This window comes from Mucilaginibacter calamicampi (genome assembly GCF_042676765.1).
In the GTDB taxonomy this organism is placed as follows: Bacteria; Bacteroidota; Bacteroidia; order Sphingobacteriales; family Sphingobacteriaceae; genus Mucilaginibacter; species Mucilaginibacter calamicampi.
On sequence record NZ_JBHTHU010000006.1, the window covers coordinates 197,089 to 214,755 of the forward strand.

A 17,667-nucleotide genomic window follows, 5' to 3' on the forward strand; every position below is an offset into this window, starting at 1 on the left:
ATTATGGGCAAAAAACAGATCGGAATATTTGTGCTGCTGATGGTGTGTTGCGTGCCATTTAAAACGCTTAAAGCGCAAAGCTTGCACCCCGGAACACCAGGGGAAGGGGATGTTGAACAAATGTTTTACGCTGCGCTAAGCAAAAAAACAGTTGAAGACAATGCCGGTGCTGCCGCCGTTTTTACTAAAATATTAGAGATAGACCCCAATAACGATGCTTCGTTATATGAGTTAGCTAACATTAAAAAGCTGCAAAAAAAATATCCGGATGCCTTGCCGCTGCTTGAAAAAGCAGTAACAATAAAACCGGATAACAGCTGGTATTGGCTATCGCTGGCTGATGTTTATGAAAAGAATAACGACTTTCTTAAACTTGAAAACGTATTTACCCAGCTGATACGCCTTAATCCTGATAAACCCGATGTATATTTTGATAAGGCTAACGCTTTGTTTTTGCAGGGTAAATATGATGATGCCTTAAAAGTTTATGATGCCGTTGAGAAAATTACCGGCCCAAGCGACGACCTTACGTTAAACCGCCAAAAGGTATACCTTAAGCAGGGCAATCCGGATAAGGCAGCCGCTTCGTTGGAGGCATTGATCGCTGCCAGTCCCAACAACATAAGGTATTATCTTATGCTGGCTGATCTGTACAACTCTGTTAACCAGCCGGATAAAACGGCGAAAGTGTTGGAACGGGCTAAAAAGGTAGATCCTAATAACGGACTTATCCATTTAGGGCTGGCCGATATCTATCGCGATAAAAAGAATGTTGATGGCAGTTTTAGCGAATTGGAGCAGGCATTTTCTGTTCCTGAGCTAAGCATCGATCAAAAAATAAGGATCATAGCCGGGTACATTCCGCAATTTGCTGATCCGAATGCACGTGCAAGCGCGTTGGCCCTTTCAAAATTGCTGGTTACAAGCCATCCTGAAGATGCAAGGGCGCACGCCATATATGGTGATATACTTTTGCAGAATGATAAAGTAAGTGAAGCCAAAGCCAGCTATAAAAAGTCTATCGCAATTAACGATCAGGTTTACGAGGTACGCGAGCAATTGGTAAGAATTGCAATGGGCGAAAATGATCTGGCCACTGTAATTAAAGATGGTGAGGAGGCTTTATCTTTCTTCCCCAATCAGGCTGAAATGAATTATTTTGTTGGTTTAGCCTGGTTGCAAAAAAAGGATGCTAAAAAAGCCTTAACCTATTTAAAAAATGCGGCATCGCTGGAGTTGCAGGATAAGGAATTATTGTCGCAAACGTACTCGGCTTTGGGCGATTGTTACCATGAGTTGCTGAACAATAAATTGTCTGATGAGAGCTACGATAAATCATTACAGTACAACGCCGAAAACATTTATACGCTAAATAATTACGCCTATTATTTAGCCGTGCGCGGCGAAAACCTGATTAAAGCGGCTACAATGGCTAAGCATGCGGTTGAAGCGAAACCCAACGAGGCGTCGTTTGAAGATACCTATGCCTGGGTGCTTTTTAAGCAAAAAAAATACACTGAAGCAAAAACATGGATGGAAAAAGCTATGCTGCACAATAAAGATAAAAGTGCAACACAGGCAGAACATTACGGCGATATTTTGTTTAACATGGGTAATGCCGACGCCGCTTTACAGAGCTGGATAAAGGCAAAAGAATATGGCGGTAAATCGGCAGGGTTAGAGCGGAAAATTAATGAGAAGAAATATAGCGAATAAAATAGCGATAGTTTGCCTGGTGGCGGTAGTAGCCAGCGGATGTAAAGCGCGTAAAATGGTAAGTGCCCCTGTGGCAACAAATGCGCCGGTAGTGGTTGATAACTCAAAGGCAAACACCATAGCGGCCATAAAAAGCAGGCAACTTACGTTCAATACTTTTTCTGGCAAGGCAGACGCTGATCTTAATATTGATAATGATAATAAGAGTGTGTCTATGAATATCCGCATTGCTAAAGGCAAGCAGATATGGGTATCAGTGTCCATAAACATATTGGCAAGTATTGAAGTTGGGCGGGCCTTAATTACCCCCGATAGCATTAAGTTAATGAATAAGGTAGAAGGCGTTTATATAAAAAAGCCATTCAGTTATATCCATGCCTACACCGGCAAGCAGGTTAATTATACCACCGTCGAATCGCTGTTAACAGGCAATGCGGTACCTGAGTTGCTATCAATGGATGCTGACCTCCAAAAAACGGATAACAACATAACGCTGTCAGGTAAATTACAGCAGCTTTTATACAAAATGATCTTTAATCCGGATATGAAGGTTTCGCAATTGAATTTATCCGACAATGCACAACAGCAAGCTATGCAGGTTACAAACAGCAAGTTTGTATTGGTAGATGGGCGCACATTGCCATCGCAGATCAATATTGCTTCAACGCTCAAAGAGAAAAAAATATCAATTAACCTGGAGTATTCAAAGATTGACCTTGACCGCGTGCTTGACTATCCATTCAATATCCCCGAAAGCTATAAACCTGCCAATTAAATTTAATACTTTTGAAGGGATGAAATTTTTAAAAGTACTATTCTTTTTAATTTGTGTTGTAGCCACATTGAGCGTAAGCGCGCAAAGCAGCGAACAGCTTAAACGGGATAGGGACAGGCTTACAGATGAGTTAGAAAAACTTAACCGCGAATACAACGAGACCGTTAATAATAAAAAATCAACACTTAAGCAGCTTAATATATTAAGAGCACAGATCAATCTGCGCGAGAAAAAAATAGATAACATAAATGTTGAGGTAAGGAATCTGAACAGCGAGATTACCGAGAACACCAATGTTGTACATAGCCTGGAGCAACAGCTTAAACAGCTGCGCGAAGAGTATAAGGCGATGATCTTATTTGCCTACCATAATAAAAGCGGTTATAATAAAATGATGTTTGTTTTTGCCGCCAAAGACTTTAACCAGGCTTATAAGCGTTTAAAGTATTTACAGGAATTTGCCGCTTACAGAAAAAGACAAGCGGGGTATATTGAAGAAAAAGAAAAAGAGTTGTATGGCCGTATAGTGCAGTTAGATAAAACCAAGGAAGAAAAACGTAACATGCTCTTAGAGCAGCAGAAAGAAAAAGAAAACCTTGGCAAAGAGCGAAGCAATCAGCAAAAAGTAGCCAGTAGCTTAACAAAGCAGGAAAGCCAGCTGGTGGCGCAACGAAGAGAGTTGCAAAGAAAAATTGCAGCGGCAACACGCGAGATCATACGTAAAACCCTGGAGGAAGCACGCAAAAGAGAAGAAGCTGAAAGAGCCGCAGCTGCAGCCAGGGCAAAGGCTGCTAATAAAGACGCGCCTGCTCCGGCACCTGTGGCCCGTAAAACGGACAGTCAGGTGTTGAATGCTACACCCGAAGCCGCCGCGCTTTCAAGCAGCTTTTTGGGCAACCGGGGTAGGTTACCGTGGCCGGTTACCAATGGTATAATTACGCAAGGCTTTGGTACCAGCAAGATGGATGGAATTGTTGTAGACAACGATGGCGTTGACATTAGAACATCAAGCGCGGCTGCAGTAAGGGCTGTTTTTGAGGGACAGGTTAGAACAGTGCAGGATATTATGGGAGCCTACATGGTAGTTATTCAGCATGGCGAGTACTTTACTGTTTATTCAAATCTTCGGTCGGCAAGTGTGTCTGTAGGGCAGAAGGTAAGTACTAAGCAAACTTTAGGAACAGCGGCTACAGATGCTGCAACGGGCGAAACGGTAATTCAGTTTAAGTTGTATAAAGCGGGCGTTCAGGTTAACCCTGAACCGTGGCTGGCCAACAGATAGATAGTGTTTTATAAATTATTAATTGCATATATTTGTAACCTTAAATTAAAAAAAGAAGATGTTGAGCGGGGTATTGTTGTTTTTGGACATAGGGACCGGAGAACTGATGTTGATTCTGGGCGTAGCTTTGTTACTATTCGGTGGCGATAAACTGCCGGGCTTAGCGCGGGGCTTAGGTAAAGGCATACGCGATTTTAAAGATGCATCAGAAGGTGTAAAGCGCGAGATAAATAGCCAGATTGATAGTTTTGAAAACAAGAAGCGGGACGAGGACCGGAAGAAAACGACTACAGAAAAGGCAGCCGACGACTATGATGGCTATGACCCGAACCGGTTTATTGAAGAAAAATCTGCCGGCGATGAATATCTTGGCAATAGCATTCCTGTAAGCCAGGATCATGTAACAGCTACTGACCAGGTAGAATTTGAAGAAAACGTTGAGCACGATACAAGGTACAAACATGAGCAGCAACTGCCGGAAGATGAACCGGCTAACGCTCAGGCAAATAGTAAAAAGATATTTTAACAATTAAATAAAAAATAGAAATCATGGGAGGTTTAGGAACAGGAGAAATCCTTTTAATTCTTGCAGTTGTATTGTTGCTGTTTGGTGGCAGGAAAATACCTGAATTAATGAAAGGTTTGGGTAAAGGCGTAAGAGAATTTAAAAGCGCATCAAACGGGGAGAGCGAAACGACAGAAGACAAACCTAAAGCTTAAGGGCCAAGGTTACTCTGTTTATACGATGTTTATTAAATATAACTTATCTGTTGAAAATTTTATCTTTTTCAACGGATAAGTTTTTTATTTTAGGCCCCTATGATTAAATCTTACTCCTCTTTAGCCGAAATACAAAGTGGATTAAAAAACGGAACCATCACTGTAAAGGGGTTGGTTAAGGACTATTTGGTTAATATAAAAGCAAACGCGCATTTAAATGCCTTTAACGAGGTTTTTGAAGAAGAAGCGCTGCAAAACGCTGAACTGATTGACCAAAAATTAAAGCAGGAAACTGCCGGCCGTTTAGCCGGTATGGTTATAGCCCTTAAAGATAATATCTGCTACCAGGGGCACGAAGTTACCGCGTCGTCAAAAATTTTAGAAGGGTTTAAGTCTATCTACTCCTCAACGATAGTAGAGCGCCTGCTTAATGAGGATGCCATTATAATTGGCCGTACCAATTGTGATGAGTTTGCCATGGGCGCTTCTAACGAATCATCCTATTTTGGTATAGTAAAAAATCATGCCGACAATACCTGTGTACCGGGTGGTTCATCAGGCGGGGCAGCAGTAGCTGTTCAGGCTGATATGTGCCATGCGGCTATCGGTACAGATACAGGCGGATCAATAAGGCAGCCGGCAGCATTTTGCGGTCTGGTTGGTTTAAAACCCACTTATGGCCGTGTTTCGCGTTATGGTTTAATTGCCTATGGCTCATCATTTGATCAGGCCGGCCCTTTAACCCGTTCTGTTGAAGACGCGGCGCTGCTGTTAGAAGTAATGGCCGGTGCAGATGATTATGATAGCACAGCATCGCAAAAGCAGGTAGATGCTTATGGCACTAAACTCCAAAAATCTTCAGGAAAGAAAAAAATTGCTTACCTGCGCGAAGCGTTAACAAGTAACGGGGTGGATGAGGATGTAAAAGCGGTTTTAAAACAACACATAGAAAAATTACAGGCCGATGGGCACACCGTTACTCCGGTTGAGTTTGACTATCTGGATTACATAGTTCCTACCTACTATATCTTAACCATGGCCGAAGCATCATCTAACCTGGCACGGTTTGATGGTGTACACTACGGTTATCGCAGCAAAAACGCAACCGACCTGGTTTCTACCTACAAGCTTTCGCGGTCTGAGGGTTTTGGCAAGGAGGTTAAGCGCCGTATAATGCTGGGTACCTTTGTATTAAGCGCCGGATATTACGACGCCTACTACGCAAAAGCGCAAAAAGTACGCAGACTGATAAAAGAACGTACCGAAAGTATATTAAAGGACTTTGATTTTATATTGAGTCCAACCACGCCGGAGCCCGCTTTCAAGATAGGCCACATTAGCGATGACCCGCTGAAAAGTTACATGGCCGATATTTTTACTGTTCAGGCTTCGCTGGCGGGTGTGCCGGCCATATCGCTGCCCGTTGGAAATAACAGTAAGGGTTTACCCTTAGGTTTACAGTTGCTGGCCAACCAATTTAATGAGCAGGAGTTGTTAAATTTCTCCAAATATTTCGTTGAACTATAAATAATTTATACTTTAGTAAAATGTACGTACGCGTACATAGGCCATTAACCCCTAATGAGAGAAGATGAAGAGAGTATTTATTGTCGCTTTATGCCTTTTATCACAACAATTTACTAAAGCTGCCAACCTGCCTATTGACAGTACAATCAAAAATAAAACTGCTGTTCCTGCAAGCGCGATGCCTGTTAATGCCGCTGCATTAGTAGCTAACGAATTATTTTCAGTTAAAGCCCCGGCGCTGGATCCTACATCGTTTGCGGGTAAACTTGCCGCTATTCAAAAAGAAGTGCAATTGGATTATAATGAATATGTACAAGGCTACATAGACATTTATACCCGCCACAAAGACGAAATGAGCCATGTGTTGGGCTTATCTCAATACTACTTCCCCATCTACGAAAAGATCTTTCGCGAAGCGGGGATCCCCGAAGAAATAAAATACCTTTCTATAGTTGAGTCAAAGCTTGATCCCTTCGCGGTATCAAGAACCGGAGCCACCGGGCCATGGCAGTTTATGCCTGCCACCGCCAAGGCTTACGGCTTAGGTATGGATAATTATGTTGATGAGCGCCGCGACCCTGTTAAGGCATGCTATGCAGCAGCGGCTTACCTAAGAGATTCTTACATGGAGTTTGGCGATTGGCTTTTAGCGATTGCATCATACAATTGCGGTAAAAGTAATGTAGAGCGTGCCGTTGAAAAGGCAGGCGCTCTGGATTTTTGGGCCGTAAGACAGTATTTACCCACAGAAACGCGCAGTTATGTACCCGCTTTTATAGCCATCTCTTATGTTATGAATTATGCTAACGATCATGATATCGCGGTAAATCAGGCATCGGTATTGGGTACGACAGAAACCGTAATGATTGATAAATTTATTACATTGGGTAATGTTGCAAAGGCGATGGGAATGGAAGTTAAAGATCTGGCAGCACTTAATCCGTCGTATAAAAAGCAGTTGGTTAATGGTACACCTGAAAATCCCCGCTTGCTGGTAATTCCGCGTACTTTTGACGTTGATTACGCTGTTTTATACACCGCCCTGACCGATCCGAACGCTAACATACCCGTTCAACCAAAACGCATTATCCCGATTTTTGTACCGAAGCCTACAACGATTTCGCCTGCAGCTTTAACGGCGGCAAATGCCAATATTCACGTTGTAAAACCCGGCGAGAACCTGGTTGATGTGGCATCTACTTACGGTGTTGATATTGAAGATCTGAAAAAGTGGAACCACTTACGTGGTTATAGCTTAACTCCCGGCAGAAAATTGAAACTCGCGGTTGACGCCGTAATTGAACCAACCGTATCTGCTGATGCAGGAAGAAATGGTTAATTTGATGGTAAACGGGCAATGCCTTAAGCTTATTTAAATTTGTAGCCCGTATGTTACCGGGCTTTTTTAATATAAATGGCCCAAAAACACCTAAATTTGTGCCGAATAAATACTAATTATGGATACTCCAAACCGAAAGCAGGACGCGTTAAACTATCACTCAAAAGGCCGTCCCGGTAAAATACAAGTTATACCTACCAAACCTACCAATTCGCAGCGCGATTTAACTATGGCTTACTCGCCGGGCGTTGCTGAGCCTTGTTTAAGAATTGCAGAAAACGTAGACGATGTTTATAAATATACTGCCAAGGGTAACCTGGTAGGCGTTATAAGTAATGGTACCGCCGTTTTGGGCTTGGGTAATATCGGCCCCGAGGCCAGCAAACCCGTTATGGAGGGTAAGGGCCTGCTGTTTAAAATTTATGCCGATATAGATGTGTTTGACCTGGAGATAAACGCGACTACGGTTGATGAATTTGTAACCATAGTTAAAGCGCTTGAACCAACTTTTGGCGGGATCAATTTAGAAGATATAGGTGCACCGGCTTGTTTTGAAATAGAGCGCAGGCTTAAAGCCGAAATGAAGATCCCAGTAATGCACGATGATCAGCACGGTACCGCCATCATATCAGGCGCGGCGTTGTTAAATGCATGCGAAATACAGGGCAAAAAGCTGGATAAAATAAAAATGGTGGTGAACGGAGCGGGTGCCGCTGCGGTATCCTGCTCAAAAATATACCTTTCGTTAGGCGTTAAGCAAGAGAACCTGGTGATGTTTGACATCAACGGTTTAATAACACCTGATCGCCAGGATCTGGACGAAATGCGCCTGCAATTTGCTACTGAGCGTAAAGACATAAAAACATTAACGGATGCGCTAAAAGGTGCCGACGTATTGATTGGCCTATCTGCAGGAAACTGCGTAACACCTGATATGCTGAAGGGAATGGCCAAGAACCCCATCGTGTTCGCTATGGCTAACCCTGAGCCTGAAATAGCGTATGATCTGGCCATTAAAGCAAGAAAAGACATCATTATTGCCACCGGCCGTTCTGATTTCCCTAACCAGGTTAATAACGTTTTGGGTTTCCCATACATATTCAGGGGAGCACTGGATGTGCGTGCAAGCGCCATAAACGAAGAAATGAAGCTGGCTGCGGTACATGCCATAGCCAATATGGCAAAAAAATCAGTTCCGGAGGCGGTAAATCAGGCGTACAATGCCAGAAATTTAAAGTTTGGCCGCGATTATATCATCCCTAAGCCAATGGATCAGCGCCTGATAACTGAGGTATCTGCAGCTGTTGCCAAAGCGGCCATAGACTCTGGCGTGGCGCGTAAAACTATAACAGATTGGGACGCTTATACGGAGCAATTACGCTCAAGAATAGGGCCTGATGACAAGCTGTTGCGTAACATTACCAACCAGGCCAAGAGCAACCCTAAACGCGTTGTTTTTGCCGATGCGGATAATTATAAAATATTGCGCGCCGCCCAAATAGTTAAAGACGAAAAAATTGCCACCCCGATATTGTTGGGCGATGAAGCAAAGATAAAGGCGATAATAAAGCAGCACGATATGGATTTCGGCGATGTGAAGATCATCGATCCGCATTACGGTGCCGAAAATACCGAGAAATACGCCAATTACTTGTTTGAGCACCGCCAGCGCCGTGGCATTACGTTGTATGAGGCACGTAAATTATTATCAGACTATAATTATTATGGGGCCTGCATGGTTGAGTTTGGCGAAGCAGACGCGCTGATATCAGGCCTGAGCAAAAACTACGCAACTACCATAAAACCTGCGCTGCAGATAATTGGCGTTCAGAAAGGTGTGAGCCGCGTTGCCGGTATGTACTTAATGATAACACCTAAAGGCCCGGTATTTTTTGGTGATACTACCGTAAATGTTGATCCAACGGTTGAAGAACTGGTTGAAATAACTGTGCTGATAGAAAAATCGGTAAAGCAATTTAATATCAGTCCGAGGGTTGCTGTATTATCCTACTCTAACTTTGGCTCCAACGAAGGGCCTATCCCGGAGGGAACACGAGAGGTAGTACGCCGCCTGCATAAGCATCACCCCGATATGGTAGTTGATGGCGATATGCAAGCTAATTTTGCCCTGAACGCGGAAATGCTTGCGGATAACTTCCCTTTCTCTACCTTAAAAGGCAAAGCGGCAAATACCTTGATATTCCCTAATTTGGAGTCGGGCAATATTGCTTACAAACTATTGCAGGAAATTGGTGGCGCTGAAGCGGTTGGCCCGATATTATTAGGCTTAAAAAAATCGGTACACATATTACAACTGGGTAGCTCCGTGCGCGAAATTGTGAACATGGTTACCATTGCCGTTGTTGATGCGCAGGCAAAGGAACAAAATCAATAAAATAACATACACCCAATAAATCCTGCTGTCATTTCGATAGAGCATGGGCAGGATTGCGGGTGGCGCGAAAGAGAAATCTTTTCGAAGCAACTATCTGTTATGCATAGTCCGAAAAGATTTCTCCGTCGCGCTTCAGCACTTTCCCACCGCACCTCTCCATCGAAATGACAACACATTTGTAATTAAGAGCAACGGTTTGATAAGAAACCTGTAAATTTATCCGTCAGCAAAATCTATGTATAATTATATCGACGGTAAATTAGCTTTTAAAAGCCCTGCTTATGTGGTAATTGATGCCGGCGGCGTTGGTTATCACATCAATATATCTTTACATACCTACTCTTTATTAGGCACCCAGGAGCGGCAGAAGTTATACGTATGGCTGCATGTTAAGGAAGATGCCCATACCTTATACGGTTTTGCCGATGAAGGCGAACGCCGCCTGTTTTTACACCTGATCTCCATATCAGGCATAGGGCCCAATACGGCGCGGATGATGCTATCTTCAATAACCCCAACCGAGATCCAGACAGCTATAGTAAGCGGAAACGTTTCGCTTATACAGCGTATTAAAGGTATCGGTCCAAAATCCGCGCAGCGCGTTATATTGGAGCTGCAGGATAAACTGAAAAAAGAAGGTTCAGAAACCTTAAGCACGGCCCCGCTTACCCCATCAGTTAAAGATGAAGCACTGTCTGCTTTAGTAATGCTGGGCTTTGCCCGCAACGCTGCAGAAAAAGTGCTGGAGCAGCAAATGAATAAAATGGACGGCCCGATAACTGTAGAACACCTTATTAAAATTGCGTTAAAAAGTTTATAATTACCTTTAATTAAACTTTGGCCTTTGAGCGGGATTTTTACTGGTAGGTATGTTTTAGCATTGTTTATACTTTCCGTGTTCTGCGGTATAGGAAAAGCCATTGCCCAACAAAGCGTACTAAACAAAGCCGACTCGGTAGTTATTAAGGTTCCGTATAATTACAAGCCAACCAATGCCGGCCTTGCCAGAAAGGGCGTATTTGAACCCGACCCGCCCGGCCTTATCCGCACTATAGAATATGATGTTGCCACTAACCGCTATATAATGTATGAGCGTGTTGGTAATTTGTTGTACCGGCCACCCACCTACCTCACTTTTTCGGAATATTTAAAATTAAAACAGCAGGAAGAAAAACGAGGTTATTTCAAAAAGTTGGCGGATAATTATTCCACCCAATCGCAGCAGCCGGGCTTTTTGCCGCAGATAAAGGTACGCAGCCAAACTTTCGCCAAGATCTTCGGCAGTAATGTAATTGATATCCGTCCGCAGGGGTCGGCAGAGGCCATCATGTCCGGCCAGATCAATAACAACCAGAACCCGCTTTTTAACACCCGGCAGCGCAAACAGTTCAACTTTAATTTTGACCAGCGCATACAGCTTAACGTTACGGGCAATATTGGCGATAAACTAAAGATTGCTACCAATTACAATACCGACGCCCAGTTTCAGTTTGATAACCAGTTTAAGCTGGAGTACAAAGGCCACGCCGACGAGATTATACAGGAAATACAGGCCGGTACCGTGAGTATGCCACTCCCTACCACATTAATAACCGGTACACAAGCACTGTTTGGTATCCGTACCAAGTTAAAGTTTGGCAAGCTGGGGGTTACCAGCGTGTTCTCGCAGCAGCGTTCGCAATCGCGTACGTTAACTATCAGCAACGGCTCGCAGCAGGGCGAGATCAACATGGTAGCGTCAGACTACGAAGCGAATAAACACTATTTTCTGTCGCAGTATTTCCGCGATAATTATAACAAGTCGCTCGCTAATATTCCGCTCATCAGTTCCGGCATAAATATCACCCGTATTGAGGTTTGGGTAACCAACCGTACCAACACCACTACCGATTCGCGCGACGTATTGGGCTTGCTTGACCTTGGCGAGAACAAACCCTACACCACGCCGCTTATACAGGGCGGGGCGGGGTATTCGCCGCTGCCATCGGGTTTTTTAGGGCCAATTGCGGCACAGCAATCTAACTCATTATTGCAAAATTTACCTGCCGGAGCCCGCCAAACTAACGACCCCACCAATGCGCTGGCCAATTATTTTGCCGCTAACGGCGGTACAGATAACTATGCCAAACTTACCTATGCGCGCAAGCTAACCACCAAAGAATTTACGGTACAAACGCAGCTGGGTTATATATCGCTTAATTATCCTTTAAATAACGATGAAGTATTGGCGGTGGCGTTTCAGTACACCTACAACGGTGTGCAATATCAGGTAGGCGAATTCTCCACGGATATTCCGGTTGATCCGGCGCAGCCGAAAGTATTATACCTGAAGCTGTTAAAAAACACCCTGCTAAAAACCAAGCTTCCTACCTGGAAACTAATGATGAAAAACATCTACTCGCTTAACGCGTACCAGGTAAGCTCGCAAAACTTTAAGCTGCGCGTTGCCCGTTTGGATGATAAAACCAGCGTTGAAAAGCCGGTAATGGAAGAAGGGCAAAACACTACCGGAAAACTCTGGCTGCAACTTACCGGCCTGGATAACCTGAGCCAGCAGAATGAAAAACGACCGGATGGCTACTTTGATTTTTTAGAGGGCATTACCATTGATTCGCAAAACGGGCGTATTGTTTTTCCTGTATTAGAGCCATTCGGCTCGGACCTTGCCGCGCGCTTTAATCCCGGCGAAACTGATCTGATTAAAAGATACGTTTACCAGCAGTTGTATGATTCAACAAAAACGGTTGCGCAGCAATTCTTTCCGCAATTAAACAGGTACGCCGTAAAGGGCACCTATGCTTCGCAGGGTGGTGGAGGCACTTATCAGCTTAATGCTACTAATATCCCGCAAGGCTCGGTAGTTGTTTCGGCGGGTGCCACTAAGTTGGTTGAGGGGACTGATTATACTATTGATTATAATTCGGGGCGCCTTACCGTTATTAACGGCGCGTTGCTTTCCTCGGGCCAGCCTATCACCGTAAATTTGGAAAACAATGAGCTTTTCGGCGTTCAGCAGAAATCGCTGTATGGTACCCGGCTTGATTATCGTGTAAATAATAAGCTGGCGCTCGGCGGTACCATTATGCACCTTACCGAGCAGCCTATCTCGCAAAACGAGGCAGTCGGGGCAGAATCTATTTCAAACACCATATGGGGGCTTGACCTCAACTACAGCTCAGAGTCGCGGTTTTTAACGCGGATGGTTGATAAGCTGCCTTTTCTGCACACCAAAGCGCCATCATCAGTAAACTTTAGCGGCGAGTTTGCGCAGCTTTTGCCCGGCAGCCCCAGCGTGTTAAGCTACGCGGGTGCCCGCAACGGTACTTCTTATCTTGACGACTTTGAAAACAGCCAATCTATTATTGATGTAAAGGCCGCTAATGCCTGGCAGCTCTCGGGCACGCCGCGTTTGTTTCCGGAATCAAGCCTCTTTAATAATTTGGCGTATGGCTATAACCGCGCAAGGCTGGCCTTTTATAATATCGACCCTATATTTTACACTTCGAGCGCTATCCCCATTTCGCGGGCGCAGCTATCCAACCATTATGTAAGGCAGGTATTTCAAACAGAGGTGTTCCCGTACAAGCAATCGGTTACCGGGCAGCCGCTGGCTGTGGCAACTTTAGATATGGCTTTTTACCCAACCGTACGCGGCCCTTATAACTATAGTACAACAGGTATAAATCCTGACGGTAGCCTGCAAAACCCGCGGTCGCGCTGGGGGGGCATATACCGGGGCATACCTATTACCGATTTCCAGTCGCTTAACGTGCAGTACATAGAGTTTTGGGTGATGGACCCTTTTATTTACAAACCGGCATCGCAAGGTGGCGACCTTTATTTTAACCTGGGCAGTACATCAGAAGATGTACTGAAAGATGGCCGCAAAAGTTTGGAAAACGGCCTGCCCGTAAACGGCGATTACAGCACGGTTGACAATACCGTTTGGGGCCGGGTAACCCGCACCCAACCGGTTATAAATGCATTTGATAGCAACCCAACATCCCGGGCGCTGCAAGATGTGGGGCTGGATGGATTGAACAGCGCCGAGGAACGAAGCAACTTTGCCACTGTTATACAGCAAATACAGGGGCAGGTTAGCGGCCCCGCAGCGGCAGCTTTTAATAATGACCCATCGTCTGATGATTTTCAGTATTACCTGGGTTCCGGTCAGGATCAGGCAGGGGCGGGCATTCTGCAACGCTACAGCAGGTTTAACGGGAACGAGGGTAACTCAAAAACAGCTGAGCAATCGCAGGCGGAATTGGGTTTACCCACATCGGCCTCTACCTCACTGCCGGATGGTGAAGACATAGACCGTGACAATAACATGAGCCAGGACGACCAGTACTTTCAATACAAGGTATCTATGCGGCCTACTGACCTGGTGGTGGGCCAAAACTTTGTTAATGATAAACTGACATCGCAGGTTAAACTGGCCGACGGCACCACCCAGCCTGTTACCTGGTACCAGTTCCGTATTCCGGTTACATCCTATCAAACAACTGTTGGTGGCATACAGGATTTTAAGGCCATACGCTACATGCGTATGTTCATGACCAATTTTGCCGATACCGCAGTACTTCGTTTTGCATCAATGGAGCTGGTAAGGGGCGATTGGCGGGCCTTCAATACAGAAAATAACCCGGCTAATGTTATTGCCGATGTAGCCTTGAATAATCCACCGCTGGATAATTCTACCTATGCCGTGCAAACGGTAAACATTGAAGAGAACGGCAAGCGCGTACCTATTCCCTATGTAGTGCCGCCCGGTATACAGCGCCAGCGCGATTATAATAATTTGCAAATAAACACGCAGCTTAATGAGCAGTCGTTATCGCAAACGGTAACTAATCTAACGGATGGTTATTCAAGAGCATCATTTAAAACTTTTTATAATGACCTGCGCCGGTATAATCACCTGCAAATGTTTATCCATGCCGAGGCCGTGCCGCAGAGCACCCTGCGCGACGGCGAGTTAAGCGCCTTTATACGTTTGGGTACAGATTATCAGAATAATTATTACGAATACGAGATCCCGCTGATTGTAACACCATCAGGCGCCACCAATGCAAGCAGTATATGGCCCACAGAAAATGAACTGGATATTGACCTGAGCATATTAACAGATGCAAAACTGGCGCGTAATAATGCTAAGTATTTGGGCGTTCCGTGGCCCGTTAACCGTCCGTTTACCTATTCAAACGGTAAAAACAGGATAACCATAATGGGTGTGCCTGATCTGAGCCGCCTGCGCACTATTATGCTGGGTGTGCGCAATCCCTTAAAAGCAAACTCAGCACCTGGCGTTGATGATGGATTACCCAAAGCCGGTATAGTTTGGTTTGACGAGTTACGGCTTACCGATTTTGCAACCAAAAAAGGCTGGGCAGGAATGGTGCGCGCCGATGTTAAACTGGCTGACCTTGGCGATATTACATTTTCGGGCAGTAGATCAACAGCCGGGTTTGGCGCTTTAGACTCTAAGCTGCAGGATCGTTCATTAAATGATAACCAGGCTTATGATATTTCGGCCAGTATGGATATAGGCCGGTTTTTTCCTGAAAAATCAGGGATAAAAATACCGACGTACGTAAATCTTTCGTCGCAGGTAAGCACACCAATGTATGATCCCGGTCAGCCGGATATATTGCTAAGGCAATCATTAGACGCAGCTGCTACCGAGCAGAAGCGGGACTCGATAAAAACGGTATCCGAAGATTACACCAAGCGGCGCAGTATTAATTTTACCAATGTGCATAAAGAGCGTACCGATCCATCGGCATCTGTACATTTATGGGATATTGAAAATTTTAACGTTAGCTACGCGTTTACAGAATACCTGCACCGCGATTTTATAACAGAGAATAATGTTGAGCGCACCTATACGGGTGCTTTTGCCTATAATTACAGCAATCAGCCTAAATTCATAACTCCGCTGGCTAAGGTTATAAAAGCAAACCCATTGGCTATACTGCGAGATGTCAACTTTAGCCCCATGCCGTCGCGCCTTAACTTCAGCATGAACTTTAACAGGTTTTATGCCGAAAATACCTTGCGGAACATTGATAAGGATAACCCCACGCCCATCCCTACCAACTTTAACAAAAACTTTAATATTATACGTATTTACGGCATAGGCTGGAGCCTTACCAAATCATTAACCATGGATATTGATGCTACCAATTTATCGGTAGTTGACGAGCCTTACGGGCGTATAACCGGCTTAAAGCGCGATACACTTTGGGAGAATATAAAAAAGCTGGGCCGCACCACCAATTACAATCACAATTTAAACATCAACTATATTACACCTATAAACAAAATACCCGGGCTTGACTGGACAACAATGATTGTGCACTATACTACGCATTTTGACTGGCAGGCGCAGCCCTTGTTTGGCATTCGTGATCCGCAGCTTAACGTGGGCAACACCATACAGAACGCACGGACCATCCAGTTAACCCCATCGCTTGATTTTACACGGCTATACGGCAAATTTTCGGCTTATAGGGACAGGCAAAGGCCGGATTTTGAAGGTAAGGGTATAAGCAATTTCCTGATGGGGGCATTGTTCAGCATAAAAAATATGAGTGCCACGTATACCCGTACAGAAGGCACCTTTTTGCCGGGATACCTGCCGCAATCTAATATCTTCGGTCAGGATTTTACATATGATGCGCCGGGCCTGGGCTTTTTGTTAGGCAGCCAGGCCGACCTGCGCGAGAAGGCGATAGCGAATGGATGGTTATCAAAAAACACCCTGCAGAATCAGCTTTACTCGCGCACTTTTAACGAGGATCTGCGCCTTAAAGCAATGGTTGAACCCATCCGCGATCTGCGTATACAACTCTCGTCATCTAAATTTCAGAACCGTAACTATCAAACCAACTTTAGATATTCTGACGCGACCGGCGGGTTTGAAAACATGGCAGCAATAACATCCGGCGATTACAGTATTTCATTCCTTTCGTTGGCTACCGCGTTCTCATCACCATCGGGCATCGACAATGTTTCTAAACCATTTTTAAAATTTTTAGAGAACAGGGCCGCTATTTCACAACGGCTGGGTGCCGGCAATCCAAACTCTGCCGGAACAAACGCGGCCGGCTATGCGGATGGTTACGGCCCCAATGCGCAGAACGTGTTGGTGCCGGCGTTTTTAGCAGCAGTTACGGGTAAAGATCCATCGGGTGCCAATTTGAGTCAGTTTCCGTCCATACCTCTCCCTAACTGGCAAATTACCTACGGCGGTTTAAGCAGAGTACCATTTATACAAGAGATCTTTGATTCCTTTGATCTGCGCCACGGCTATCAGTCTACCTTTACGGTAAGCAGTTACAGCAGCCTGTTACAATACAAGGAAGCCGGCGGGCATGCTGTTTCTCGCGATGTTAATAATGATTTCTTACCGCGTTTCCAGTTTTCGCAAATAACCATATACGAGCAGTTTGTACCCCTGCTGGGTGCAGATATGCGTTTTAGAAACAATGTGACCGCCAATTTTGAATATAAGCAAAGCCGGATATTAAGCCTGAGCATGGCCAACAGCCAGTTAACGCAGCAGAACGAGAAAGTATTTATTTTTGGTATGGGTTATAAAACCCGCAACTTCAGGTTTCCCTTCGGTTTATTCAGAAATACCATCCTGAAAAACGACCTTAACTTTAAACTGGACTTTGCGCTGCGCGATAATAAAACTTTGATCTATCGTGCTGATGTGGAAGCTGCGCAGATCTCATCGGGAGCGCAGAACATAACTTACCGGCCATCTATTGATTATACCATAAGCCAGCGTTTTAACATGACGCTGTTTTATGATTCTAACTTAACCCGGCCATATACCTCGCAGTCATTCAATACCTCGTTTACCAACTTTGGGGTTAATTTGAAGTTGCTGTTGCAGTAGTATC

General features: G+C 44.8%; 10 protein-coding genes. All 10 read left to right on the top strand.

Translation table 11 applies throughout. The annotated features are described in order from the left end of the window. Positions 1–3 precede the first annotated feature (3 nt). The 10 genes from ACFQZS_RS10470 (at position 4) to sov (ending at position 17,663) form a co-directional block, all read left to right on the top strand. Positions 4–1,716, top strand: coding sequence for a tetratricopeptide repeat protein (locus ACFQZS_RS10470; RefSeq protein WP_377099944.1), 1,713 nt, complete (start codon positions 4–6; stop codon positions 1,714–1,716). Next, positions 1,694–2,491 (top strand): DUF4292 domain-containing protein, encoded by a 798-nt coding sequence (locus ACFQZS_RS10475; protein ID WP_377099946.1) that lies wholly within the window; start codon positions 1,694–1,696, stop codon positions 2,489–2,491. Before ACFQZS_RS10470 ends, ACFQZS_RS10475 begins: the two co-directional genes overlap by 23 nt. 19 nt (positions 2,492–2,510) lie before the next feature. Further along, positions 2,511–3,773, top strand: coding sequence for a murein hydrolase activator EnvC family protein (locus ACFQZS_RS10480; RefSeq protein ID WP_377099948.1), 1,263 nt, complete (start codon positions 2,511–2,513; stop codon positions 3,771–3,773). A gap of 82 nt (positions 3,774–3,855) precedes the next feature. Then, entirely contained in the window at positions 3,856–4,299 is a 444-nt protein-coding gene (locus ACFQZS_RS10485; protein ID WP_377099950.1) for a Sec-independent protein translocase subunit TatA/TatB, read from the top strand. Positions 4,300–4,322: 23 nt separating this feature from the next. Next, on the top strand, positions 4,323–4,493 hold the full coding sequence (gene tatA, locus ACFQZS_RS10490; protein WP_377099952.1) for a twin-arginine translocase TatA/TatE family subunit: 171 nt from the start codon (positions 4,323–4,325) through the stop codon (positions 4,491–4,493). Positions 4,494–4,592: 99 nt separating this feature from the next. Next, positions 4,593–6,020 carry an Asp-tRNA(Asn)/Glu-tRNA(Gln) amidotransferase subunit GatA gene (gene gatA, locus ACFQZS_RS10495; RefSeq protein WP_377099954.1) on the top strand — a complete coding sequence of 476 codons (1,428 nt, stop codon included), beginning with the start codon at positions 4,593–4,595 and terminating at the stop codon, positions 6,018–6,020. A gap of 64 nt (positions 6,021–6,084) precedes the next feature. Then, positions 6,085–7,359: a lytic transglycosylase domain-containing protein gene (locus ACFQZS_RS10500; protein WP_377099956.1), complete on the top strand. Its 1,275-nt coding sequence runs from the start codon at positions 6,085–6,087 to the stop codon at positions 7,357–7,359. Between the two features lie 118 nt (positions 7,360–7,477). Further along, a complete protein-coding gene (locus ACFQZS_RS10505) occupies positions 7,478–9,754 on the top strand; it encodes an NADP-dependent malic enzyme (protein WP_377099958.1) in 2,277 nt (758 codons plus the stop codon). A gap of 235 nt (positions 9,755–9,989) precedes the next feature. Next, positions 9,990–10,574 (top strand): Holliday junction branch migration protein RuvA, encoded by a 585-nt coding sequence (gene ruvA / locus ACFQZS_RS10510; protein WP_377099960.1) that lies wholly within the window; start codon positions 9,990–9,992, stop codon positions 10,572–10,574. Positions 10,575–10,598: 24 nt separating this feature from the next. Further along, positions 10,599–17,663, top strand: coding sequence for a T9SS outer membrane translocon Sov/SprA (gene sov, locus ACFQZS_RS10515; protein ID WP_377099962.1), 7,065 nt, complete (start codon positions 10,599–10,601; stop codon positions 17,661–17,663). The last annotated feature ends 4 nt before the right edge of the window (positions 17,664–17,667 follow it).